23 protein-coding genes are annotated in these 22,575 nt (G+C 66.9%); 16 read left to right on the forward strand and 7 right to left on the reverse strand.

Features of this window, described 5'->3' with window-relative positions:
* Nucleotides 1–8 precede the first annotated feature (8 nt).
* Nucleotides 9–908: a DMT family transporter gene (locus GGQ62_RS09915; protein ID WP_152577462.1), complete on the forward strand. Its 900-nt coding sequence runs from the start codon at nucleotides 9–11 to the stop codon at nucleotides 906–908.
* Here the strand turns inward: GGQ62_RS09915 and GGQ62_RS09920 are convergent.
* The 3 genes from GGQ62_RS09920 to GGQ62_RS09930 are packed head-to-tail and all read right to left on the reverse strand — an operon-like array spanning nucleotide 905 to nucleotide 4,133.
* Nucleotides 905–1,699, reverse strand: a complete 795-nt coding sequence (locus tag GGQ62_RS09920; protein ID WP_152577461.1) for a lysozyme inhibitor LprI family protein — start codon at nucleotides 1,697–1,699, stop codon at nucleotides 905–907. The genes GGQ62_RS09915 and GGQ62_RS09920 overlap by 4 nt on opposite strands.
* Before the next feature lie 20 nt (nucleotides 1,700–1,719).
* Nucleotides 1,720–2,673, reverse strand: coding sequence for an oxygen-dependent tRNA uridine(34) hydroxylase TrhO (gene trhO, locus GGQ62_RS09925; protein WP_152577460.1), 954 nt, complete (start codon nucleotides 2,671–2,673; stop codon nucleotides 1,720–1,722).
* Nucleotides 2,670–4,133: an AMP nucleosidase gene (locus GGQ62_RS09930; protein ID WP_152577459.1), complete on the reverse strand. Its 1,464-nt coding sequence runs from the start codon at nucleotides 4,131–4,133 to the stop codon at nucleotides 2,670–2,672. The genes trhO and GGQ62_RS09930 overlap by 4 nt, the downstream gene beginning before the upstream one ends.
* Before the next feature lie 268 nt (nucleotides 4,134–4,401).
* On the opposite strand from GGQ62_RS09930, the gene GGQ62_RS16390 reads away from it, so the two are divergent.
* From GGQ62_RS16390 to GGQ62_RS09945, 3 genes are all read left to right on the forward strand, one after another.
* Nucleotides 4,402–5,196 carry an NF038132 family protein gene (locus tag GGQ62_RS16390; protein ID WP_243446091.1) on the forward strand — a complete coding sequence of 265 codons (795 nt, stop codon included), beginning with the start codon at nucleotides 4,402–4,404 and terminating at the stop codon, nucleotides 5,194–5,196.
* A 113-nt stretch (nucleotides 5,197–5,309) separates the two neighbouring features.
* Complete coding sequence (locus tag GGQ62_RS09940) at nucleotides 5,310–6,455, forward strand: acyl-CoA dehydrogenase family protein (protein ID WP_152577458.1); 1,146 nt, start codon at nucleotides 5,310–5,312, stop codon at nucleotides 6,453–6,455.
* Nucleotides 6,452–6,841, forward strand: coding sequence for a DUF423 domain-containing protein (locus GGQ62_RS09945; protein WP_153401221.1), 390 nt, complete (start codon nucleotides 6,452–6,454; stop codon nucleotides 6,839–6,841). Before GGQ62_RS09940 ends, GGQ62_RS09945 begins: the two co-directional genes overlap by 4 nt.
* Before the next feature lie 9 nt (nucleotides 6,842–6,850).
* Here the strand turns inward: GGQ62_RS09945 and GGQ62_RS09950 are convergent, their stop codons facing one another.
* Nucleotides 6,851–8,686 (reverse strand): DUF885 domain-containing protein, encoded by a 1,836-nt coding sequence (locus tag GGQ62_RS09950; RefSeq protein WP_152577456.1) that lies wholly within the window; start codon nucleotides 8,684–8,686, stop codon nucleotides 6,851–6,853.
* 167 nt (nucleotides 8,687–8,853) lie between these two features.
* Here GGQ62_RS09950 and GGQ62_RS09955 point away from each other — a divergent pair, with 167 nt between their 5' ends.
* From GGQ62_RS09955 to GGQ62_RS09970, 4 genes are all read left to right on the forward strand, one after another.
* Nucleotides 8,854–10,170, forward strand: a complete 1,317-nt coding sequence (locus tag GGQ62_RS09955) for an MFS transporter (protein ID WP_152577455.1) — start codon at nucleotides 8,854–8,856, stop codon at nucleotides 10,168–10,170.
* Between the two features lie 61 nt (nucleotides 10,171–10,231).
* On the forward strand, nucleotides 10,232–10,558 hold the full coding sequence (locus tag GGQ62_RS09960; RefSeq protein WP_152577454.1) for a YMGG-like glycine zipper-containing protein: 327 nt from the start codon (nucleotides 10,232–10,234) through the stop codon (nucleotides 10,556–10,558).
* A gap of 122 nt (nucleotides 10,559–10,680) precedes the next feature.
* Nucleotides 10,681–11,295, forward strand: a complete 615-nt coding sequence (locus GGQ62_RS09965) for a glutathione S-transferase family protein (RefSeq protein ID WP_152577453.1) — start codon at nucleotides 10,681–10,683, stop codon at nucleotides 11,293–11,295.
* Nucleotides 11,296–11,306: 11 nt separating this feature from the next.
* On the forward strand, nucleotides 11,307–11,879 hold the full coding sequence (locus tag GGQ62_RS09970; RefSeq protein ID WP_152577452.1) for a class I SAM-dependent methyltransferase: 573 nt from the start codon (nucleotides 11,307–11,309) through the stop codon (nucleotides 11,877–11,879).
* Between the two features lie 25 nt (nucleotides 11,880–11,904).
* Here GGQ62_RS09970 and GGQ62_RS09975 read toward each other — a convergent pair whose 3' ends face one another.
* Nucleotides 11,905–12,780: a quinone oxidoreductase family protein gene (locus tag GGQ62_RS09975; RefSeq protein WP_341533742.1), complete on the reverse strand. Its 876-nt coding sequence runs from the start codon at nucleotides 12,778–12,780 to the stop codon at nucleotides 11,905–11,907.
* A gap of 286 nt (nucleotides 12,781–13,066) precedes the next feature.
* Here GGQ62_RS09975 and GGQ62_RS09980 point away from each other — a divergent pair, with 286 nt between their 5' ends.
* From GGQ62_RS09980 to GGQ62_RS10005, 6 genes are read left to right on the forward strand one after another with little or no spacing between them, the layout of a single operon-like run.
* Nucleotides 13,067–13,303, forward strand: a complete 237-nt coding sequence (locus GGQ62_RS09980; RefSeq protein WP_152577450.1) for a DUF6489 family protein — start codon at nucleotides 13,067–13,069, stop codon at nucleotides 13,301–13,303.
* Nucleotides 13,245–14,618, forward strand: a complete 1,374-nt coding sequence (mnmE, locus tag GGQ62_RS09985) for a tRNA uridine-5-carboxymethylaminomethyl(34) synthesis GTPase MnmE (RefSeq protein WP_152577449.1) — start codon at nucleotides 13,245–13,247, stop codon at nucleotides 14,616–14,618. The genes GGQ62_RS09980 and mnmE overlap by 59 nt, the downstream gene beginning before the upstream one ends.
* A 51-nt stretch (nucleotides 14,619–14,669) precedes the next feature.
* Complete coding sequence (mnmG, locus tag GGQ62_RS09990; protein ID WP_152577448.1) at nucleotides 14,670–16,508, forward strand: tRNA uridine-5-carboxymethylaminomethyl(34) synthesis enzyme MnmG; 1,839 nt, start codon at nucleotides 14,670–14,672, stop codon at nucleotides 16,506–16,508.
* Nucleotides 16,505–17,119, forward strand: coding sequence for a 16S rRNA (guanine(527)-N(7))-methyltransferase RsmG (rsmG, locus tag GGQ62_RS09995; RefSeq protein ID WP_152577447.1), 615 nt, complete (start codon nucleotides 16,505–16,507; stop codon nucleotides 17,117–17,119). The genes mnmG and rsmG overlap by 4 nt, the downstream gene beginning before the upstream one ends.
* Entirely contained in the window at nucleotides 17,116–17,895 is a 780-nt protein-coding gene (locus GGQ62_RS10000) for a ParA family protein (RefSeq protein ID WP_152577446.1), read from the forward strand. Before rsmG ends, GGQ62_RS10000 begins: the two co-directional genes overlap by 4 nt.
* 3 nt (nucleotides 17,896–17,898) lie before the next feature.
* Nucleotides 17,899–18,780, forward strand: coding sequence for a ParB/RepB/Spo0J family partition protein (locus GGQ62_RS10005; protein WP_152577445.1), 882 nt, complete (start codon nucleotides 17,899–17,901; stop codon nucleotides 18,778–18,780).
* 13 nt (nucleotides 18,781–18,793) lie between these two features.
* Here GGQ62_RS10005 and GGQ62_RS10010 read toward each other — a convergent pair whose 3' ends face one another.
* Both GGQ62_RS10010 and GGQ62_RS10015 read right to left on the reverse strand, forming a co-directional pair.
* Entirely contained in the window at nucleotides 18,794–20,080 is a 1,287-nt protein-coding gene (locus GGQ62_RS10010; protein ID WP_152577444.1) for an RsmB/NOP family class I SAM-dependent RNA methyltransferase, read from the reverse strand.
* A 13-nt stretch (nucleotides 20,081–20,093) separates the two neighbouring features.
* Entirely contained in the window at nucleotides 20,094–20,933 is an 840-nt protein-coding gene (locus GGQ62_RS10015; RefSeq protein WP_152577443.1) for an SDR family NAD(P)-dependent oxidoreductase, read from the reverse strand.
* 85 nt (nucleotides 20,934–21,018) lie between these two features.
* On the opposite strand from GGQ62_RS10015, the gene GGQ62_RS10020 reads away from it, so the two are divergent.
* Nucleotides 21,019–21,186: a DUF1674 domain-containing protein gene (locus tag GGQ62_RS10020; protein WP_152577442.1), complete on the forward strand. Its 168-nt coding sequence runs from the start codon at nucleotides 21,019–21,021 to the stop codon at nucleotides 21,184–21,186.
* Nucleotides 21,187–21,281: 95 nt separating this feature from the next.
* Nucleotides 21,282–22,316, forward strand: coding sequence for a S66 peptidase family protein (locus GGQ62_RS10025; protein ID WP_152577742.1), 1,035 nt, complete (start codon nucleotides 21,282–21,284; stop codon nucleotides 22,314–22,316).
* Nucleotides 22,317–22,575: the final 259 nt, after the last annotated feature.

Genomic DNA, 22,575 nt, shown 5'->3' on the forward strand with positions numbered 1-22,575 from the left:
CGCCGCGCATGTCCACGTCCGCTGCCACCGCCGCACCTGCCGCGCCCCCGCGCCTCGCCTTTCCGGCGATGCTCGCCGGCAGCGCCGCGCTGGCGTTCGGCCCATGGATGGTGCGGCTGGCCGATGTGCCACCGGCGGCCAGCGCCTTCTGGCGGCTGGCGCTGGCCGTCGTGCCGCTGCTCCTCCTCGCGCGCCTCGTCGCCGGATCGACCGCGCGCATGGCCCAGGGTCTCGATCGCCGGGCACTGGCGCTGATCGCGCTCGCCGGCGTCTTCTTCGCCAGCGACCTCATCCTCTGGCATTTCGGTATCGTCCGCACCACGCTTGCCAATGCAACGCTGCTCTCGAACGCCGCCAGCTTCCTGCTGCCGCTCTGGGGTTTCGTGGTCCTGCGCCACCGGCCGGGGCGCAAGGCCCTGCTCGCCATCGGCTTCGCGCTCGCCGGCACCTTGCTCCTTGTCGGCCAAAGCGCCGAAGTGTCGCAACAGCATCTGTTCGGCGACCTGCTCTGCCTCGGCGCCGCGGTCCTTTACACAGGCTATCTGATCGTCGTCGACGGCGTCCGCGGGCGAGTCGCGGCGCTGCCGCTGCTGGCCATTTCCACGCTTGCCGGCGCTGTCTTCCTGCTGCCGTTCGCGCTCGCCAGCGGCAATATCTGGCCGGGCGACTGGACCCCGCTGCTGCTGCTGGCGCTGGGCAGCCAGGTCATCGGCCAGGGACTGGTGGTCTATGCCGTCGGCCATCTGCGGCCGCTCGTCGTCGGCCTGACCTTGCTCATCCAGCCGGCGATCAGCGCCACCATCGGCGCGCTGCGCTTCGGCGAAATCCCCGGCCCGGTCGAAATTGCCGGGGCGGCGCTGGTGGTGGCGGCGCTGGTGCTGGTCCGGCTGCCTGACCGGCGCCGCTAGTATCGCTCGAGGCGCTTCAGCCGCCGCGTCGCCAGCCGGGTGATGCACGCCGGCGTCCGGCAAGCGCCGCGAGCATTGAGAAACGCCGCCTGTTCGCGATCGAGCCGGCGTTCCGCCGCCGCCCCGCCGCGTTCGACGGCCACCCGATATGCCGCGGCCACGGCGCCATCGAGTCGCGCGAGCGTCGGCGAGGCACAGATCATCTGCTGGGCATCGGTGCTGGCATAGCGGCAGTTGAAGCTCGGCCCCGTGATCGGCGCCGCCTTGACCGGCCGGGGCCTCGCTGGCGCCGGCGGTTCGGCTGCCGCCGGTTCGGGAGCGCGAGCGATGACCTGCGGCCGGGGTTCGATGACCGCCGCGGGCAGGGCGATTTCTGCGGCCGGCACGGCCGGCGCTGCAACCTCGGGCGCTGTGGTCGGGGCCGGGGCCGGTGCCGGCACGGGCGCCTGGACCGGCATCGGCAGGTCGGCAGGGGCAAGCCGCGGCCCGATCGCACTGTGCAGGCCCCAGCCGGCAGTCGCCGCCAGCACCAGGGCAGCCGCTGCGCCGCCGATCCGGGTGAGGCGCCCGCTGCCGGTGGTCATCGGTGAGGCTGCTGCCGGTTGCGGCCGGATCGGCGGCGCCGCCGGCGGTCGCGCCACGGGCGACGGCCGCGGCACAGGCGGGGTGACAGGGGCCGGCCCGCGGACATCTGCGGCAGGGCCGGCCGGCGTGGCCGGCGTGACCGGACGCGTATCGGTCAGGCCCAGTTGCTGCGCCTTGCGATATCGCCACGCTTCGTCGTCCGACACGGCAAATCCTCCCGCCGTCTTTACGGACTGGTTACCATTTCGGTTGCATGAACGAAAGCGCAACGGCCGCCGATGTGCACCTGTCCCCGCGCCGCCGCCAGCGCCGCCTGGCGATGCCGTTCGGCCGCCCCGGCGCGCTGCCCGGCGTCGCGCGTGCCGGCGCACGCCGGACAGGCGACGCCTTCGACATACAGCGGCGCGGCGCGGTCGGCGGCGCTGACCGGCATGCGGCAGCCACGACACAGCGCATGCGTGCCGGGTTCCAGGCCATGCCCGAGCGCCACCCGCTCGTCGAAGACGAAGCACTCGCCCTGCCAGCGGCTGGCATCTGCCGGCACGTCCTCCAGATATTTCAGGATGCCGCCCTGAAGGTGAAAGACCTGGTCGACGCCTTCGGCCTTCAGGAACGCCGTTGCCTTTTCGCAGCGGATGCCGCCGGTGCAGAACATAGCCACTCGTGCGCCCTCGCGGCCGGCGAACAGGGCGTCGCGATTGGCGCGGAACCAGCCCGGAAAATCGCGAAAGCTGGTGGTCGCCGGGTTGATCGCGCCGGCAAAGCTGCCCACCGCCACCTCGTAATCGTTGCGCGTGTCGATGACGATCGTCGCCGGGTCATCGATCAGGGCATTCCAGTCCGCCGGCGCCACATAGGCGCCGCCGCGTGTCACATCGACGTCGGGCAGGCCCATGGTGACGATCTCGGCCTTCAACCGCACCTTCAGCCGGTGGAACGGCATCGCGGCGGCCGCCGAATGCTTGACCTCCAGCCCGCCCAGCCCCGGCCAGCCGCGAATGGCCGCGACCACCGCCGCGACGCCCTCCGATGGCCCCGCAATGGTCCCGTTGATACCCTCGGCCGCCACCAGCAGCGTCCCGCGCACGCCCTGCGCGGCGCACAGATCGTGCAGCGGCGCCACCCGCTCGGCACTATCGGGCAGCGGCGCAAAACCATAAAGCGCAACGACGGCGATCACCGGAACGGCGGCTCGTCAAAGGCGCGCAGCTTGCGCGAATGCAGCCCTGGCCCCGCCTCGCGCAGGATCTTCACCGCTTCGATGCCGATGTGGAGATGTTCCGAAATCGCCCCTTCATAGAAGCGGTTGGCCTGGCCCGGCAGCTTGATCTCGCCATGCAGCGGCTTGTCGGACACGCACAGCAGCGTCCCGTACGGCACCCGGAAACGATAGCCCTGCGCCGCGATCGTCGCCGATTCCATGTCGATCGCCACGGCGCGGGACTGGTTGAACCGCAGCGCCGACCGCGAGAACCGCAATTCCCAGTTGCGATCGTCGGTGGTCACCACCGTGCCGGTGCGCAGCCGCGGTTTCAGCGCGTCGCCGGCAGCGCCGGTCACCGCTTCTGCCGCACCCTGCAGCGCCTTCTGCACTTCCGACAGCGCCGGAATGGGAATTTCGGGCGGCAGCACGTCGTCGAGCACATGGTCGTCGCGCAGATAGGCGTGGGCGAGGACATAATCGCCGATCTTCTGGCTCGGCCGCAGCCCGCCGCAATGGCCGATCATCAGCCACGCCTCCGGCCGGAGCACCGCCAGATGGTCGCAGATCGTCTTGGCATTGGCGGGGCCGACGCCGATGTTGACAAGGGTGATGCCGATGCGCCCCGGTGCCTTCAAATGCCACGCCGGCATCTGGTATTTGCGCCAGGCCACATCGTCCGCCGCGCGTCCGGGGGCGGCATCGCCGGGCAGGATGTCGAGCCCGCCCGGGCACGACAGCCGTTCATAGCCGTCTTCGCCCAGCTGGCCGCAGCCCCAGCGGACGAATTCGTCGACATAGCGGTGATAGTTGGTCAGCAGGATATAATGCTGGAAATCCTCCGGCGCCGTGCCGGTATAGTGTTTCAGCCGCGCCAGCGAGAAATCGGTGCGCGGCCCGTCGAACAGCGCCAGCGGCCGGGTATCGGACAGGCTTTCGTCCCACAGGCCATCAGGCAATTCGTCGCCGATCTGCTGCAATTCGGTCGTCGGGAACCAGCGCGCCAGTTCCGACGCCGCCGCCGCATCGAGCCGCAGGTCGGCGGCGCCGTCGAGCACATAAGGATAGGGAATCTCCACCTCCGACCGCCCGGTGGTGATCGTCACCTGGTAATCCGCCATCAGCAGGTCGAGCTGCTCGATCAGATAGGCCCGGTACATCTCCGGCCGCGTCACCGTCGTCGCATAGCTGCCGGGGCGGTTGAGCCGGGCAAAGGCCCGCACCGGGCGGTTGGCGGCGTCGTTGCCCGAATAATCGACACGCAGCTCCGGGTAGGACCAGTCGCCGCGCACCCGGGCCGCCGCATCGGGGGTAACGCCATGATCGATGAACTCGCGCAGCGCGTCGCGCAACGCAGCGGTCGATTCGGCGTGAATGGTCACCAGCTGGTCGACGAGCTCGGACGACGCGCTGGCAGGAGAGGTGGATGGACTGGTCATCTCCAGCCTATGCCAAAAACGGGCCCTTTGCGCCAGCCCGCCGGGCCAAATCCGCAAGGCCCGACCGTTGCACCGGCGCGGCGGCGCATCTCTTTGGCACAGCCAAGCTATCGGCAGTCTTTCTGCCAAAAGCGTGTAAAAATCCTTTACAGAGTTGCCGGCAATGAAAAATTAACCTGTTGATTCACCTTGTAGAAACATTTGGCATAACTCTTGCTTTTGGACCCGTAACGGTCGGCCATTTCGCCGACCGTCAGGGGAGCCGTTCATGTTCATCAATTCCAACCCATCGACCATCAAGTCCGCAGCAGTCGCCGTCCTTACCGCCGGTCTCATGTTGACCGGCACCAGTGCCAGCGCCGTTTGCGTCGGCAGCTGCGGCACTGCCGGTGCCAATGGTGATATCACCGCCTCGCCGCTGGGTGGCACCTATGATTATGTCACCACGGCGGGCGGCGTATCGGGCGCGGGCAGCCTGGGTGTCGACACCGAAACCAACGGATCGATCAACACCACCGGCAGCTTTGCCGCAGACGCCGGTTCCGTGCTGTCCTTCTACTTCAACTATGTCACCTCGGACGGGTCGGGCTTTGCCGATTACGGCTGGTCGCAGCTGCAGACTGTCAGCGGCAATGCCGTTGCCACGCTGTTCACCGCGCGCACCACGCCCAGCGGCGATACGGTGCCCGGCTTCGGCCTGCCCGGCCTGCTCGCCACCCTGACGCCGGGTTCGACCCCGATCCAGATCGGCACCGGAGGCGGCGGTGGTCCGGTCTGGTCGGGGCTGGGTGGCGATTCGGGGCGGTGCTTCGACACCGGTTGCGGCTACACCGGCTGGATCCGCGCCGATTACACCATCGCTGCTGCCGGCAACTACCGCCTCGCCTTCGGTGTCACCAACTGGTCGGACACGCAGTTCGCCAGCGGTCTCGCCTATGACGGTGTGATCGTCGACGGCAATCCCGTCCCCGGCGTGCCCGAACCCGGCACCTGGGCGATGCTGATCGCCGGCTTCGGCCTCGTCGGCGCCGCCGCCCGCCGTCGCCGCACCGCCATCGCCTGACCTGCGAGGGCGAATAGCGGCCGATCGGCCCCGCGCCTGTGACGGCGCGGGGCCTTTTCGTGTGCGCTGCGCCCGCCTAGAGACAGGCCAAGCGCAACCAGGGGCCCGCCGCCATGCAATTCGACCTGACCGACGACCAGCGCGCCATCCAGGAGGCGGCGCGCCGTTTTACCGCCGATCGCATCACGCCCTTCGCTGCCCAATGGGACGAAAAGCACATCTATCCCAAGGACACGATCAAGGCTGCCGCCGAACTCGGCTTTGCCGCCATCTATGTCCGCGCGGACAGCGGCGGCATCGGCCTTGGCCGGCTGGAGGCGGCGCTGGTCATGGAAGCCATGGCCTATGGCTGCCCCTCCACCAGCGCCTTCATCTCCATCCACAATATGGCAGCGTGGATGATCGACAGCTTCGGCAGCGCCGAAGTGCGCGCCCGCTATCTGCCCGACCTCGTCACCATGGACCGCATCGCCAGCTATTGCCTGACCGAACCCGGCTCCGGCAGCGACGCCGCCGCGTTGAAGACCCGCGCCGTCCGCGACGGCGACGATTATCTCGTCACCGGCACCAAGGCGTTCATTTCCGGCGGCGGCGTCAACGACGTCTATGTGACAATGGTCCGCACCGGCGAGGATGGCGCGCGCGGCATTTCCTGCCTCGTCATCGACAAGGACATGCCCGGCGTCAGCTTCGGCGCCCCGGAACGCAAGCTCGGCTGGCATTCGCAGCCCACCGCCCAGGTCAATTTCGACGCCGTCCGCGTCCCCGTCGCCAACCGCGTCGGCGACGAAGGCCAGGGTTTTGCCATCGCCATGGCCGGGCTCGACGGCGGTCGCCTCAACATCGGCGCCTGCAGCCTCGGCGGCGGCCAGCGAGCGCTGGACGAGGCCATCGCCTATACCCGCCAGCGCAGCCAGTTCGGCAAGGCCATCGCCGATTTCCAGGCGACCCAGTTCAAGCTCGCCGACATGGAAACCGAACTCGCCGCCGCCCGCGCGCTGCTGTACCAGGCGGCCGCCAAGGTCAACGATGGCGCTGCCGACAAGACCCGCTTCGCCGCCATGGCCAAGCGCCTGGCCACCGACACCGGCATGGCCGTCGCCGACCGCGCGCTGCAATTGCACGGCGGCTATGGCTATCTGATGGACTTTCCGGTTGAGCGCATTTTTCGCGATCTGCGCGTCCACCAGATCCTTGAAGGCACCAATGAAATCATGCGCATGATCACCGCGCGCGAATTGCTGCGAGCAAGCAATTGAGCGCCGCCCCGCGCTGGTTGCCGGCCTTTGCCGCCGCCAATGCCGTGCTGGCACTGACCTTCGGCACCTTTGCCGCACATGGCATCAAGGATCCGCAGGCGCGCGAATGGATCATGACGGGCGTCATGTTCCAGCTGCCGCATGTCGCCGCGGTCTTCGGCCTGATCGCCTGGCGCAATACGAAACTGGTGCGCAGCGGCGCCTGGGCGGTGGCACTGGGCAGCCTGATCTTCGCCGCCGACCTCGACGCACTCGCACTGGGCGCCCCGCGCTGGGTCGCGGCGCTGGCGCCGATCGGCGGGTCGATGATGATGTTCGGCTGGCTGTTTTTGGGCCTGGTCGCTCTCGGCGGTGAACGGCTCAGCCGCTTCGACGAAAAGGGCTGACCCGCTCCCTTACCCCGCCTTCTTCACCGCAATCCAGTCGTCGATCTTCTTCTCCAGAACCGCCATCGGCAGCGCCCCGGTCATCAGCACCTGTTCGTGAAACTGCTTGATGTCGAACTTAGGCCCCAGCGCCTTTTCGGCCTTGGCGCGCAGCCGGCTGATCGTCAGCTGGCCGACCTTGTAGGCCAGTGCCTGGCTGGGGATGGCGATGTAACGCTCCACTTCGGCGGTGGCATCCGATTCGCCCATCGGGCTGTTGTCGAGCATATATTTGATTGCCTGGTCGCGCGTCCAACCCTTGGAATGGATGCCGGTGTCGACGACCAGCCGCATCGCGCGCAGCATCTCGTCATTGTACCGCCCCATCAGCTGATAGGGGTCCTTGAACATCCCGAGCTGCGGCCCCAGGCTTTCGGCATAGAGCGCCCAGCCTTCCACGAACGCGGTGTTGCCGCCAAAGCGCTGGAACGGCGGCAGCGACGTGTTCTCCTGCGCCAGGCTGATCTGGAAATGATGGCCGGGGATGGCTTCGTGCAGGTACAGCGTCTCGATGCCCCAGGTCGATCGTGTCGGCAGGTCATAGGTGTTGAAATAGAACACCCCTGGCCGCGACCCGTCGGGCGCGCCGCCCTGGTACGACCCGGCGGCATCGGTCTTTTCCTTGAACGCCGGCACCGGGCGGATTTCCAGCTTCGACTTGGGAAGGGTCGAAAACAGGCCCGGCACCGTCGTATCGACGCGCTTGCCGACGGCATAGAAACGGTCGGTCAGGTCCTGCTTCGACGCCGGCTGGAACTTGGGATCGGTGCGCAGATGTTGGAAGAATTCCTGCAGCGTCCCCTTGAAGCCGACCTGGCGCTTCACCGCCTCCATGCCCTTGGTGATCCGCGCCACCTCGGCGAGGCCCAGCGTGTGGATCTCGTCAGCGGTCATTTCGGTCGTCGTCGTCCGGCGGATGAGGTTGCGGTACAGGTCCGCCCCGCCCGGCATCTGCCCCAGGCCGACGCTGTCGCGCGCCACCGGCAGATATTCGGTCTTCAGGAAATCGCGCAACCGGGTCAGCGCCGGGTTGACCTGGGTGCCGATGGCGGCGGCATAGGCCGCCTTCAGCCGCGCCTGGTCGGCCGCGGGAATGGTAGCGGGAAAATTGTTGACCGGCTTCATCATCACCGCGGCATCGACGCCCGGCTTCAGCAGATTGTCGAGCTGGTCGATGACGTTCTGGACGACGAGTTTCGGCTGGACGACGCCGCTTTTCACACCCTGGCGAAAGCGCAGGATCGCCGTGTCGATATAGGTCACGAACCCCGGGATGCGCGCCAGTCCGTCGTCATAATCCTTCACTGTCTTGTACGGCGCCGCACCTTCACCCGACGAGAATTCGGGGAAGAATGTGTGGATCCCATAGAAATGGTCGATCGGCCGCACCGTGGTCGCCGCCAATATGGCCGGGTCGAAGCCCTTCAGGTCGCTTTCGGTCTGCCATTTGAACACGTCGTAGCTGACCTTGTCATTGGCGTTGAGCGCATTGCGGTCGATCTTGCCCAACGCCGCCAGGTCGTTTTGCGACGCCTGCTTCTCGGCCGCGATCCAGGCGTCCGAAATATTGTCACCGAATTCGCCGGCATGGCTCAGGTCGCCGCGAAACACCCGCGCCAGCGGGTTGCGGTCGAGACTGGCTTCGTCGCTGGCGTTGAACAGCGCACGCAAGCGCTCGGCAGGGGTCGTCGCCGCCACTGGCGCCGATGGCGCGGCGGCGGCAGCCGACGGGGCCGGAGTCTGCGCGGCGGCCGGCGTGAGCGCGGCCAGGCTGGCGGCAAGCAGAAGCAATGGGCGGGACAACATGGCAAGGCTCCGAACGAACGGGATTTCGTGTGTTGCCGATATAAGACGGCGGCCCGCGGCGCAATGCCCGCTACGCCGGATTCGTCCATGTTGACCCCATCCGGAGGCTTGCGTAGCGTGGCATTAAGCGACTGTAATGTTGCACTGCAAATTGGGGAGAGGCGGAGTTGAAGATCAGCCGCGGCACCTTGGCGGCGTTTGCCGCGCCGTGCCTGCCGATCGCGGCCAATGGTCTGCCGGTCGTCGTCTATCTGCCGCCCTATTACGCCAGCGCCCTGGGGCTCGACCTCGCTGTGGTCGGCTTCCTGTTCTTCGTCGTCCGCTTCATCGATGTTCCGCTCGATCCCATCGTCGGCCATCTCGTCGACCGCACGGACACACGCGCCGGCCGGTTCCGGCCCTGGATGGCCGGCGGCGCGCTGGTCATGGCGCTGGGCGTCTACGCAACGTTCATGGCCAGCCCCGGGCTGACACCGCTGCGGGCCTTTGCCGGGCTGATGCTGATGTACCTCGGCTATTCGGCGCTGCTCGTCTCGCACACCGCCTGGGGCGCGGTGCTCAGCGACGATTATCACGAACGCTCGCGCATCTTCGGCTGGTGGCAGGCGAGCAACCTGCTCGGCCTTTTCCTCATTCTCGGCGTTCCGCCCCTGGCCCAGAAGCTGGCCGCCAGCGACGATCCCAGCTTCGGCGTCCATGCCATGGGATGGACGATAATGGCGGCCCTGCCCCTCACCGTCGGCTGGTGCCTGTTGCGCGTCCGCGAACGGGCGCGCACCGGTGGAGAGCATCATCGGTTCGCTGACATCATGGCCGTGCTGAAGCTGCCGCTGCTGCGCCGCATCCTGCTCGCCGACCTGCTTGCCAGCCTGGCGCCGGGGATGACCGGCGCGCTGTTCCTGTTCTTCTTCGTCGCCGCGCGCGGCTATTCGACCGCCAGCGCCATGAACCTGCTGCTGTTCTATTTTGCCGCCGGCCTGCTGTCGGCGCCGCTCTGGGTTCGCGTCGCCCGGCGCTTTTCGAAACATCGCGCGCTGATCTGGTCGCTTATGGCCTATTGCGTTTTCCAGACCGCGACGATCATCATTCCCGGCAATCAATTCGGCATCGCAGCGGTTGCGATGGTCTTTGCCGGCATCCCCGCCGTCGCCCCGGCCTTCCTGCTGCGCGCCATGCTCGCCGATGTCTCCGACGCAGAAACGCTGCGGTCGGGCCAGCAGAAAACGGGTCTCTTCTATGCGGCCCTCGCTGCGGTCCAGAAGCTCGGTTACGCCATTCCCGTCGGCCTCAGCTATTCGATCCTGCAGCTGATCGGCTTTGTTCCCAATCTCGGCGCCGCCAACGCCCCATCGGCGATCGACGGGCTTGTGCTGCTGTTCGTCGTTCCGGCGGTGGTCCTCGCCATCGGTGCGATCATCGTCCTTCGCGGCTGGCCGATCGACGCCGATACCCAGGCCCGCAACGCCGCCGCACTCGCCACCTGAGGGAACCAGCCGACGATCCGTTTGTTTACAGCGCGTAATATCGCACCAAGGAGTTCCCCCAATGGCCTTTCGCACCGCTGTCATGGCAGTCATTGCTGCCGCATCGCTCGGCGCCTGCACCACGGACCAATATGGCAATCGTGAAGCGTCGCGCGGCCTGAAGGGCGGTGCCATCGGCGCCGCAGGTGGAGCCGCCGTCGGCGCGCTCACGGGCGGCAATGTCGCGGCCGGCGCCGCCCTCGGCGCTGCAGCGGGCGCCATTCTCGGCGTCGTGACCGAGGACAAGAACCGCTACAACGACCGCAACGGGCAGCGCTATTATTACGACAACAGCAATCGCGAATATTATTACGATCGCGATCGTCGCAAGCGCTACAATCCGCGCTGATCCGGGGCGTTTGGCGCGGCGACCGGCCCAGCCAATCGCACAGGCGGATTGACGCCGCGTCGTCAATCCGCCCATGACGTCTCCCGGCACCGGCCAAACGCTGGTGCCGGGAGACCCATTGCATGAAACTTTATGATTCGATCGGGCCAAATCCCCGCGTCGTCCGCATGGCGATCGCCGAAAAGGGCATGGCGATCGACACGATCACTGTCGATCTGATGGGCGCCGAGAATCGCCAGGCCGGCTATCTCGCCAAGGTTCCGACCGGCGGGCTACCCGCCCTCGAACTCGATGATGGCACGGTCATTGCCGAAATCACCGTTATCGCCGACTATCTCGAAGATCTGCAGCCCATGCCGCCGATCATCGGCACGACGCCCGAAGAGCGCGCCGAAACCCGCATGTGGACGCGGCGCATCGACCTTGCCATTGCCGATCCCCTGACCACCAGCTTTCGCGCCTGCGAAGGTCGGCAATTGTTCGCCCCGCGCATGACCCTGCTGAGCGTCGAAGCCGCCACCGAAATGAAGGCCATGGTGCAGGAAAAATTCCTCTGGCTCGACCATTTGATGCAAGGCCGGACCTGGGTCTGCGGCGATCGCTTCACGCTTGCCGACCTGATGCTGCTGGCCTTTGTCGATTTCGGCACCAGCGTCGGCCAGCCCTTGCCGGCAAGCGCCAGCTGGTTGCCCCAGTGGCACGGCCGCGCCGCGGCGCGCCCCAGCGCTGCGGCCTGAGATACTCGATCATGCTCGCACGCGCCCGGCCGCGGCTGCTGTTTGCTCGCAATTTTCTTGCCAATCCGCGACGCGTCGGCTCAGTCATCCCGTCCTCGCCGCGCCTCGTCAAACGGCTGCTTGGCCACACCGACTGGCAGAAAATCCGTGTCGCCGTCGAGTACGGGCCCGGCACAGGCTGCGTCACCCGCGCCCTGCTTGCCCGGCTTGGCCCCGACGCGCGACTGTTTGCCTTTGAAATCAACGGCCAATTTGTCGATTATCTGCGCCGTGAGATCACCGATCCGCGGCTGACGGTCGTCGCCGCTTCGGCCGAGACCGTCGGCGCCGCCCTTGCCGCTGCCGGCATCGACCATGCCGACATTGCCGTCTCCAGCCTTCCCTTCTCGATCATGCCGGTGGCCGTCCGCCAGGCCATCGTCCATGCCACCGCCGACATCCTCGCCCCCGGTGCGCGCCTGGTTGGGTATCAATATTCCACCACCTGGCTGAGGGAACTGCGCCACGTCTTTCGCCACGTCACCGTTCAGCTCGAACCGCGCAACTGGCCGCCCGCCTTTGTGTTCACGGCGCGGCGGGATTAAGGGCTCCAAAGCCCCCAATTCCCTATTACGGCACCAGCACGGTCGAACCCGTTGTCCTGCGCGCTTCAAGGTCGCGGTGGGCCTGTGCTGCATCGGCAAGGGCGTAGCGCTGGTCGACATGGACCTTGATCGCACCACTGGCGAACATGTCGAGCACCCGCCCGCCATAGGTTTCGATCTCGCTGCGGTCGACATAATAGTCGAACATCGTCGGCCGCGTCGTGAACAACGATCCCTTGCGCGCCAGGATTCCGAAATCGACGGCACCCACCGGCCCGGAGGCGTTGCCATAGCTGATATTGAGCCCGCGCCGTGCCAGGCAGTCGAGCGAGGCTTCGAATGTCGCCTTGCCCACTCCATCGAAAACGACATCGACCCCGCGGCCGCCGGTCAGGCCGCGCACCTGCTCCGCCAGCGATGCGTCGAAGACAATGCCATGATCGGCACCATTGGCCATCGCCAGCGCAACCTTTTCGGCCGACCCTGCCACCGCGATGACCGTCGCGCCGACATGCTTCAGCCATTGCACCAGCAACAGTCCGACGCCGCCGGCCGCCGCCTGCACCAGCGCCCATTGGCCCGGCTGCACCCGCGCGCAGCGCTCCACGAGGAATTCGGTGGTGCAACCCTTCAACAGGCCTGCCGCCGCCATTTCATCGCTGACCCCGTCGGGCAACACGACGACACGGTCGGCCCCGATCAACCTGTGACTGGCATAGGCACCGATCGGCCCCCAGCAATAGCCGACACGGGTGCCCGGCACGAGCGCCACGCCTGCCCCGGCGGCCTCGACAACGCCGGCGCCCTCCAGTCCGATTCCGGACGGCAAAGGAACCGGATAAAGGCCAGTCCGGTGATAGGTGTCGATATAATTGAGCCCGACCGCAGTCTGGCGCAGCAAGATCTGTCCGGGCTCCGGCTGACCGAGTGAGATCTCGCCAAGGCGCAAAACCTCGGGCCCACCAACCGCGTCAAACGTCACACTTTGCATATCATGTTCTCGTATGTTGCGCGGTAACCCGCTGTTTTATAAGATATTGGCCAGCGTGCATCCACACCCGTCCCAAAGCCCTTCTGCAACCAACTTGCCCAATGCGGGCGACGAAGGCTAGAGTGCGATTGTCCGTGAACCAAGCCCTCAGGCCGGGAACAGGCAAGCGCGGCGGTTGCCGCATCAGGAGGCGCCAATGAAGGTGACATTCGACATCGATTGCACGCCGGCGGAAGCGCGCGCCTTTTTCGGCCTGCCCGACCTGACCCCGGTCCACGATCTGTATCTGGAGCGGCTGAAGACGACGATGACCGACGGTCTCAACCCGGCCGACTTTGAGCGGCTGACACGGGCCTGGATGCCTGGCATCGCCGATGGATTCGAACAATGGCAAAAGATGTTCATGGCAGCGGTGCCGCGACCGCCGCAATGATGCCAGCTGCCCGGCGGTGACACGCTCGACAATTGCCGCGCTCGCGACCGGACGTCCACCGAGCGCCGTCGCGATTATCCGCATTTCCGGCCCAGCGGCCTTTGCCGCAGTTGCGGGACTTTGCGGCTCGCTACCGCCCCCGCGCCGGATGTCGTTGCGGACCCTGCGTGACCCAAACGCACAGCTTCTCGATTCCGCGCTGATCGTTGTGTTCCCGGGTACCGCGACTGCCAGCGGCGAAGATCTGGCAGAATTGCACCTCCACGGCGGCGCTGCCGTGGTGTCGGGCGTGCTCGACGCGCTGACCCGCCACCCGGATGTCCGCCTCGCCGAGGCCGGCGAGTTCACGCGCCGCGCCTTTGCCAACGGCCGCCTCGACCTTGCCCAGGTCGAAGGGCTCGCCGACCTCATCGCCGCCGAAACCGCCACCCAGCGAGGCCAGGCGCTTGCCCTCGCCGGCGGTGTCCTGACACGGCTCGCCGATAGCTGGCGAGATCAGATCCTTTCAGTGCTGGCCCAGGCCGAGGCCGGGCTCGATTTTGCCGAGGACGAAGCCGATGTCGCCGCGCACATCGCCCAGGCCAGCACCGAGCGCCTGCATCTGATAGCGGCAGAGCTCAATGCCCTGGTGGCCGATTCAGGGCGCGCGGCGCGCATCCGCGAAGGATTGACCATCGCCGTGATCGGTCCGCCGAATGTTGGAAAGTCGAGCCTGGTCAACGCTTTATCGACGCGGGACATGGCGATCGTCACCCCCATCGCCGGCACCACTCGTGACACGATCGAAGTGCCGATGAATCTGAACGGCGCCGCTGCAACGCTGGTCGACACTGCCGGATTGCGCGCCACCGACGACCCGATCGAGCTGGAAGGCATCCGCCGTGCCAAGGCGCGCGCCGCCGCTGCCGACCTTGTCCTTCATATTTCGGCTCCCGGCGTCGATGAAGGCGGTATGCCGGTTGGGGCTTGGCGGGTCTTGAACAAATGCGATCTCGATCCCAGCGCCGTCACCGAGGTCGATTATCGCGTGTCGGCTCTGGCCGGTGATGGCATTGCAGCCTTGCGGGCGGCGCTGGCAGACTGGGCGGCCGCAGCAACACGGCCCGGCGAGCCCGCCCTTCTCGCCCACGCCCGCCACCGCGCGGCCTTTGCGGACGCCGCCGCTGCAGTGCAGGCGGCGGCCGGCACCGACGATGAGGTGTTGCGGGCAGAGGATCTAAGGCGTGCGGCCCATGCCCTTGGTCGTATCGCGGGGCGTGTCGATGTCGATGACATCCTCGACCGGATTTTTGGACAGTTCTGCATCGGCAAATAGATGTGATGTTCCACGTGGAACATTTGTCGAAACTTCGCTATTGGCTGCGACATGGCCCAATATGATGTCATCGTCGTCGGCGCCGGTCATGCCGGCTGCGAAGCTGCACTTGCGGCCGCCCGCATGGGCGCCCGCGTAGCATTGGTGACCTTGCAAGCCAGCGACCCGGGCACATTGTCGTGCAATCCGGCGTTCGGCGGCATTGGCAAGGGGCACCTCGTTTGCGAAATCGAGGCACTCGGCGGCGTCATGGGCGCGGCGGCCGACGCCGCCGCACTCCAGTCGCGGACGCTCAATCGCTCCAAGGGTCCAGCGGTCCACGGCCCCCGCGCGCAGGTCGATCGCAAACGCTATCGCACAGCCATGGCCGCCGCATTGGACGCCATGCGGAATCTCGACCTCGTCGTTGCGCAAACAACAGCACTGCGCTCTCACGACAACCAACTCGTCGGCATCGCAACCGCCAATGGGGACATCGACGCCAGGACCGTCGTACTGACGACCGGCACTTTCCTCGGCGGCGTCCTCCACATGGGCGACCAGCGCAACGCCGGCGGCCGCGTCGGCGCATCGGCGTCCAACCTTGGCGATGGCCTGCGCCGGTTGGGCCTTCCGGTCGCTCGCCTCAAGACCGGAACGCCGCCCCGCCTCGACGCTCGCAGCATCGATTGGGCGCGCGTCGCTCTGCATCATGGCGATCACCCCGCGACCCGATTCAGCGTCACCGGTGGCACCCCCGATCCCCAGCTTCCGTGCGGCTTGACCCGCACGAACATCCGGACGCACCAGGTCATTCGCGACAACCTCCACCAGTCGGCGCTTTACGGCGGCCATATCGCTTCCGTTGGGCCGCGCTATTGCCCGTCGATCGAAGACAAGGTCGTCCGCTTCGGTGATCGCGAGGGCCACCAGATTTTTCTGGAGCCTGAGGGCTATGACGACGCGACCATCTATCCCAATGGCCTTTCGACTTCGCTGCCCGCCGAAGTGCAGGCCAAGTTCATCGCTACCATCGCCGGCCTGGAAGACGCGCGCATCCTGCAACCCGGCTATGCCATCGAATATGATCATGTCGATCCCCGCGCCTTGGCACCGACGCTCGCCGTCAAGGCGATCCCGGGCCTGTTTCTTGCCGGCCAGATCAACGGCACTACCGGCTATGAGGAAGCCGCGGCCCAGGGCCTCGTCGCCGGCGCCAATGCCGCAGCCAGCGCTCTTGGCTCGGCGCCGCTCATTCTCGACCGTGCCAACAGCTATATCGGCGTGATGATCGACGATCTGACGACACATGGCGTCAGTGAACCCTATCGCATGTTCACGTCGCGCGCCGAATACCGGCTCCGGCTGCGCACCGACAATGCCGACGCCCGCCTGACGCCGACGGGCATCGCGCACGGACTGGTCCCCGCCGCCCAGGCACAGCGCTTCGCCGCGTCCCATGCCGAACGGGCCAACGCCCGCAGTCGTCTGGACCGCCTCACGGCGTCACCGGCGCAGATGAAGGCCGCGGGGATCGATGCGCGACAGGACGGTGTCATTCGCTCGGCCTTCGAATGGCTTCGCTTCCCCATGGTCATCGACGCCGTGATTGCGGGGGTCTGGCCCGAATTGGCGACGCTCGACCCGGCGCTGCTTGCCTCGCTCCGCGTCGATTCGGCCTATGCGACCTATCTCGATCGGCAGGACGCCGACGTCGCCAATTTTCGCCGGGATGAGAATGTCGCCCTCGACACCGGCCTCGATTATCGGCGCGTGCCGGGCCTTAGCCACGAAATGGCAGACCGGCTGGCCGCTGCCAGCCCGACAACCCTGGGCGCCGCCAGTCGCATCCCGGGCATCACACCGGCGGCGTTGGTGGCGTTGCTTCCCTTTGCGCGCCGCGCCGCATGATCGGCCGCAACGATTTCGCGGCCGCTTATGATGTTCCACGTGAAACATTGGCCGCGCTGGACACTTACGCGGCCCTGCTCGCCGAATGGCAGCAGCGGATGAATCTCGTGGGTCCAAGCACCCTGCCGCATCTCTGGAGCCGGCACTTTGCAGACTCGGCACAGCTGCTTGCGCTCGCCGGCATGGGTCGCGGATGGCTCGATATCGGCGCCGGCGCCGGCTTTCCTGGCCTTGTCCTGGCGATCCTCGACCCTGACGCTCGCTTCACACTCGTCGAATCGATTGCCAAAAAGTGCCGGTTTCTGGAGGCTGTGACCGACGCGCTCGGCCTGGGGGCGCGCGTCACCATCGATAACCGCCGAATCGAAACGCTGCCGCGCCAGAAGTTCGATATTGTCACCGCGCGGGCGCTGGCATCGCTCGATCAGTTGTTCGGTTGGGCACTTCCCTATGCAGGCTCCGGCACGAAATGGGTGTTGCCCAAGGGTGCGCGCGTCGAAGCGGAATTGGCCATTGCCATCGAGCGATTCGCATTCGACTATAGCCTGGTGCCAAGCCGCACCGACGATGCCGCCCGTATCGTGGTCGCCAGCGGAGTGAAGCGCCGATGATCATTGCAGTTGCCAACCAGAAGGGCGGAGTCGGCAAGACGACGACAACCGTAAATCTTGCAACGGCACTCGCCGCCACCGGCCAGTCCGTGCTCGTCATCGATATCGATCCGCAGGGCAATGCCTCGACCGGGTTCGGCATCGACCGTCGCACCCGCGCTGCATCGGTTTACCAGGTCTTGCTTGGCCAGATCGCCGCCGAGGAGGCGCTACAGACCACACGCATTCCGGGCCTGTCGGTCATGCCGTCCAACGCAGCGCTGTCCGGCGCGGAGATCGAGCTCGTCGATCTCGACCGCCGCAGCCATCGGCTGGAAGCCGCCATCGACAGTCTTGGTCATTTCGATCACGTGCTGATCGACTGTCCACCTTCGCTCGGCCTGCTCACGGTCAACGCGCTCGTCGCCGCCGATGGCGTGCTTGTACCGATGCAGTGCGAATTCTACGCGCTCGAAGGGCTCAGCCAGTTGCTCGGGACCATCGAGCGCGTGCGCACCGGTCTCAATCCGCGGCTGCACCTGCTCGGCATCGTCCTGACCATGGTCGATCGTCGCAATCGCCTGACCGAGAATGTCGCCGACGACGTGCGGGCGGTCATGGGCGACAAGGTGTTCAAGACCGAAATCCCCCGCAATGTCCGGCTGTCCGAGGCGCCCAGCCATGGCCTGCCGGCGCTGCTCTACGACAGCCGCTGCGCCGGGTCAGAGGCCTATGTCGCCCTGGCGCGCGAATTCCTGGGCCGTTCGCGCCCGCTGCCTGCCACCAAGGTTGCTTGATAAATGGCTGAAAAGAAACGTGTTTCTGGCCTCGGCCGCGGCCTTTCGGCGTTGCTGGAGGAAGCTGCGACACCGCGCGATGCGAATGACCCCGGCGTCGCCCGCATCGCCGTCGCCGACATCGGTGCCAATCCGACCCAGCCGCGCCGGCACTTCGACACCACTGCGATGGATGACCTCATCGCTTCGGTGCGCGCCCATGGCGTCCTGCAACCCATCCTCGTCCGCCCGGTCGCCGCGGGCCGCTATGAAATCATCGCCGGCGAACGCCGCTGGCGCGCGGCGCAAGCTGCGGGTCTGCACGAAATGCCGGCCGTGGTCCGCCCGCTCGACGACCGCACCGCCTTTGAAATCGCCCTCATCGAGAACATCCAGCGCAGCGACCTGAACGCCATCGAGGAAGCGCGCGGCTACAAGCGGCTGATCGAGGACTTCGGCCATACCCAGCAGGTGCTGAGCACCATCGTCGGCAAGTCGCGCAGCCATGTCACCAATCTGATGCGCCTGCTCGATCTGCCCGAGGCCATCCAGACGATGGTCGAAAACGGCGCGCTTGCCATGGGGCACGCCCGCGCGCTGATCGGCGCCGCCGATCCCGTCGCCCTCGCCCGCCGGGTGGTTGCCGAAGGGCTGTCGGTCCGTTCGATCGAAGCGCTGGTCGCCGGCAAGCCGCCTGCCCGGCCCCGCGATGCCACCTTGGCGCCGGCTTCCCCGGCCGCCGCCAACGACGCCAATGTCGACGCGCTCGAAATCCAGCTCGCCGATGCGCTCGGCATGCCGGTGGCGCTCAGCGTCGCGCCGGGTGCCACCAGCGGCAGCATCACCGTGCGCTTCGACAGCCTCGACCAGCTCGACTGGTTGTGCGTCAAGCTGATCCAGGCCTGAGGGATCGACGCCCTCAGATCTTGCGCATGCGCCCGATGAAGAACCCGTCCATCCCGCCTTCGGCTTCGAGCGTGCCAGGCAATGTGCGTACCCAGCCATCGGTGGTCGGCTGCAACCCCAGCGGCAATTCTGCCGCTTCGAACGGCGTGCGCGGCAGCGTCGCGACCACGCGCTCGGCGATGCGCTCGCCCTCCCGCGGATCGAGCGAGCAGGTCGCATAGACGAGCGTGCCGCCCGGCTTCAGCCACGCCGCGGCGCGTCGCAGGAGCGCCGCCTGCAACAATGTCAACGGTGTCAGGTCACGCGCGCCCTTCAGGTGCAGGACATCGGGGTGGCGGCGGAAGATGCCCGTCGCCGAACATGGCGCATCGAGCAGGATATGGTCGAACAACTGCCCCGGTTCCCACCGCAAGGCGTCGCCGGCCGCCAATGTCGCCGGCAACCCGGTGCGCGCCAGATTTTCGCGCACGCGCTCCAGCCGTGCATCGGACACGTCGAGCGCCGTCACCGCAGCCCCCAGCGCCGCCAGTTGCAGCGTCTTGCCCCCCGGCGCAGCGCACAGGTCGAGAACGCTGTCCCCGGCCTTTGCCCCCAGCAGCCGCACCGGCAGCGACGCCGCCAGGTCCTGAACCCACCAGGCGCCCTCGGCGAACCCCGGCCATTCGGTCAACGCACCGCCCAGATCCTTGTGGCGCCGCACCCGGACATGGCCCGGCATCAACGAAACGCCGCCAAGCGCCGCCGCCCAATGCGCGGTCTCGCCCGCATCGCGCAACGTCAGGTCGGTCGCCGGCTCCTCGGCGAGCGACCGCGCCGCCGCCTCGGCGACATCCGCCCCCCAGTCCATCGCCCAGCGGATGGCGAACAGGTCGGGCAGATGCGGCACCTCGGGCAGCGCTGCATCGCGGCGCATCAGATTGCCGAGCACGCCATGCACCAGCCGGCGCGGCCCGCCTTCGACCAGCGGCAGCGCCGTCGCAACGGCGGCATGTTGCGGCGTACCCAGCTTCAGCCAGCCGGCGAGCGCGATGCGCAGCACCATCCGCGCCCGCGCATCCTCCGGCAACGGCTTGGGAGTTGCCGAATCGATCAACGCGTCGAGGTCGGGCAACCAGCGCAGGACCGTCGACGCCAGGTGCCGCGCCAGCGCCCGGTCGTTGGCCATGGTGATGCCGTCGAGGCTCGACTCGATCGCCAGTTCGAGCGGCGTGCCGCGCCCCAGCACCGCCATCAGCAGGCGCAGCGCGCCTTTGCGCGCCGGTACACCCTGGGTCGCCTGGACGGGCTTTTCCTTCTGCATGCGTGGCTCGAAACTAGCGATCACCGCCTCCTATGAATGCGCCGATGCGCTTGAAATATGTCGTCGGATACAACCGGGTCATCAGGTCGACAAAGCGTGCGTCCCTGCCGATCAGCACGCGGTGCTGGCGCCGTTCCATGCCGGCGACAATCGTGGCCGCGGCCTGTTCGGGCGTCGTCTTCGCTGCCTTTTCGAATTCGGCGCCGAAGTCGAGGTCGGTCCTCTGCCCCGGCATTCCGGCAATATGCTTGGCATTGCGCGCCACATTGGTTTTCACCCCGCCGGGGTGGACACGGATCACGCAGATGTTCGGGTCGGTGACGCCCAGTTCGATATACAGCGCCTCGGTCAGCCCGCGAACCGCATATTTGGAGGCATTATAGGCACTTTGGGTCGGATATCCCATCATTCCGAACACCGATGAGATGTTGACCAGCCAGGCGTCCCCTGTCGCTGCCGCCGCCTGGCGCAAATGCGGCAGCGCGGCGCGGCAGCCTTCGACGACGCCGCCGAAATTGACCGCCATCACCCGGTCGAAATCGGCGCGCGGCGTTTCGGCGAACGGCGCCGTCACGCTCAATCCGGCGTTGTTGATGATTCCGTCGAGCCGCCCGAATTCGGCCGCCGCCCCGTCGATCCAGGCGGTCAGCGCCACATTGTCGGTCACATCGAGCGTCGTTATGCGCGCCGGGCGGTTGCCGAGCAGGCGCTTCGTTTCAACCAGTCCGGCCGCGTCCTTGTCGGATAGCGCCAGCACCGCGCCCTTGTCGGCGAGATGCAGCGCCAGCGCGCGGCCGATACCGCTGCCGCCGCCGGTTATCGCGATCACCCTGTTGTCGAACGTCCCGGCCATGATGTCGCCGCCCCTTTCGCCGCGCGCACCGCGAGCCTATTTCTTCCCCACCTAGCGCAGATGCGCGTCTTTCGGAAACCCGGCCATGAATCGTCCGCCCAATTCCGGCTATGTGCCGCCGAAATCCCCGCCGGTGCCCCAGCCGGACCCGTTGCCGCCCGCAGATGCACCGCAGGAAGTCGGCGGCCGGGCCGGACCCGACCCGGTACGCTATGGCGATTGGGAAAAGGCCGGGGTGGCGGTCGATTTCTGACCCTGATCGACTATATCGGGCGGCAAAAGGGGTTTGCATGACGATATTGCCGAGAATGTCCGCCTTTGCCGAACCTGGTCTCGAAAGGGCAGATGATGCAGCTTTCCCGGCGTGACGTGATGGCAACACTGGCAATGGCGGCAGCGACGCCGTTGCCAGCGGCCACGGCGGCGGGCGGTGTCGTCAAGCCGCGCCGCCTGCGCCCCGGCGACACCATCGGCCTGATCGAACCGGCATCCGCCAGCGACGAGGCGATGCAACTGACCATGGTCGAAGAAATGGTCACTGCCATGGGGTTGAAGCCCAAGCGCGCGCCCAATTTGGCGAGCCGCCACGGCTATCTGGGCGGCACCGATGAAAGCCGCGCCGCCGATGTCAACGCCATGTTCCGCGACCCGCAGGTCAAGGCAGTGTTCGCGGTGCGCGGCGGCTGGGGCAGTGCCCGGATGCTCCCGCTTCTCGATTGGCCGATGCTCCGCGCCAACCCCAAGCTGCTGCTGGGGTTCAGCGATATCACCGCGCTGCACATGGCGATCGCCGCCAAGGCCGGCTTTGTGACATTGCACGGCCCCAATGCCGGCAGCGCATGGGGCACGGCATCGGTTGCACATTTTCGGGCCATTGCCTTTGATGGCGCCACGCCGTTGCTGGTCAATCCGCCCGGCACCGAAAACCGGCTGGTGCAACGGCTGTGGCGCACCCAGACGATCGGCGGCGGGCGGGCGCGCGGGCGGCTGCTGGGCGGCAACCTCACCGTGCTGACGGCGCTGGCGGGCACGGAATACATGCCGGATTTTTCGGGCGCGATCCTGTTCCTGGAGGATGTCGACGAGGCCGAGTACCGGATCGACCGGATGTTGACCCAATTGGGCCAGGCCGGGGTGCTGGGCAAGGTGGCGGGCGTGGTGTTCGGACAGTGCACCAACTGCACGGGATCGAGCAGCGGGCGTTATGGCGGCTTCACCGTGACCGACCTCCTGACCCACCACCTCGGGCGGCTCGGTGTGCCGGCCTATCAGGGCGCCTGGTTCGGCCATATTGCCGACCAGTTCACCCTGCCCGTCGGTGGGATGGTTGAAATCGACGCCGACGCCGGCACCATCAAGTTGCTGGAACCCGCAGTGGTCTGACGCAATAGCGGCAAAAGGGCGGCGCACCCGAACAGGTCGTGACCGATGTCGGCGGCTGGCAAGATGTCCGGCGCCGATCCCGAAAGCTGCGAGCGACCGCCGGCCTTGTGGGCACCCTTGCGGCCAACGTCCGCGAAGCGACGGGCAAAAAGCGACACTTGTGCGGTGAAAGCCCGACAAATGTTCCAACAGGTTCGGATCGCGGCAAACGCTGCACGGTCGCGGGAGCGGTCGACAGGACGCATCCGTAAAGAACATG

This window comes from Polymorphobacter fuscus, assembly GCF_011927825.1.
Classification (GTDB): Bacteria; Pseudomonadota; Alphaproteobacteria; order Sphingomonadales; family Sphingomonadaceae; genus Sandarakinorhabdus; species Sandarakinorhabdus fusca.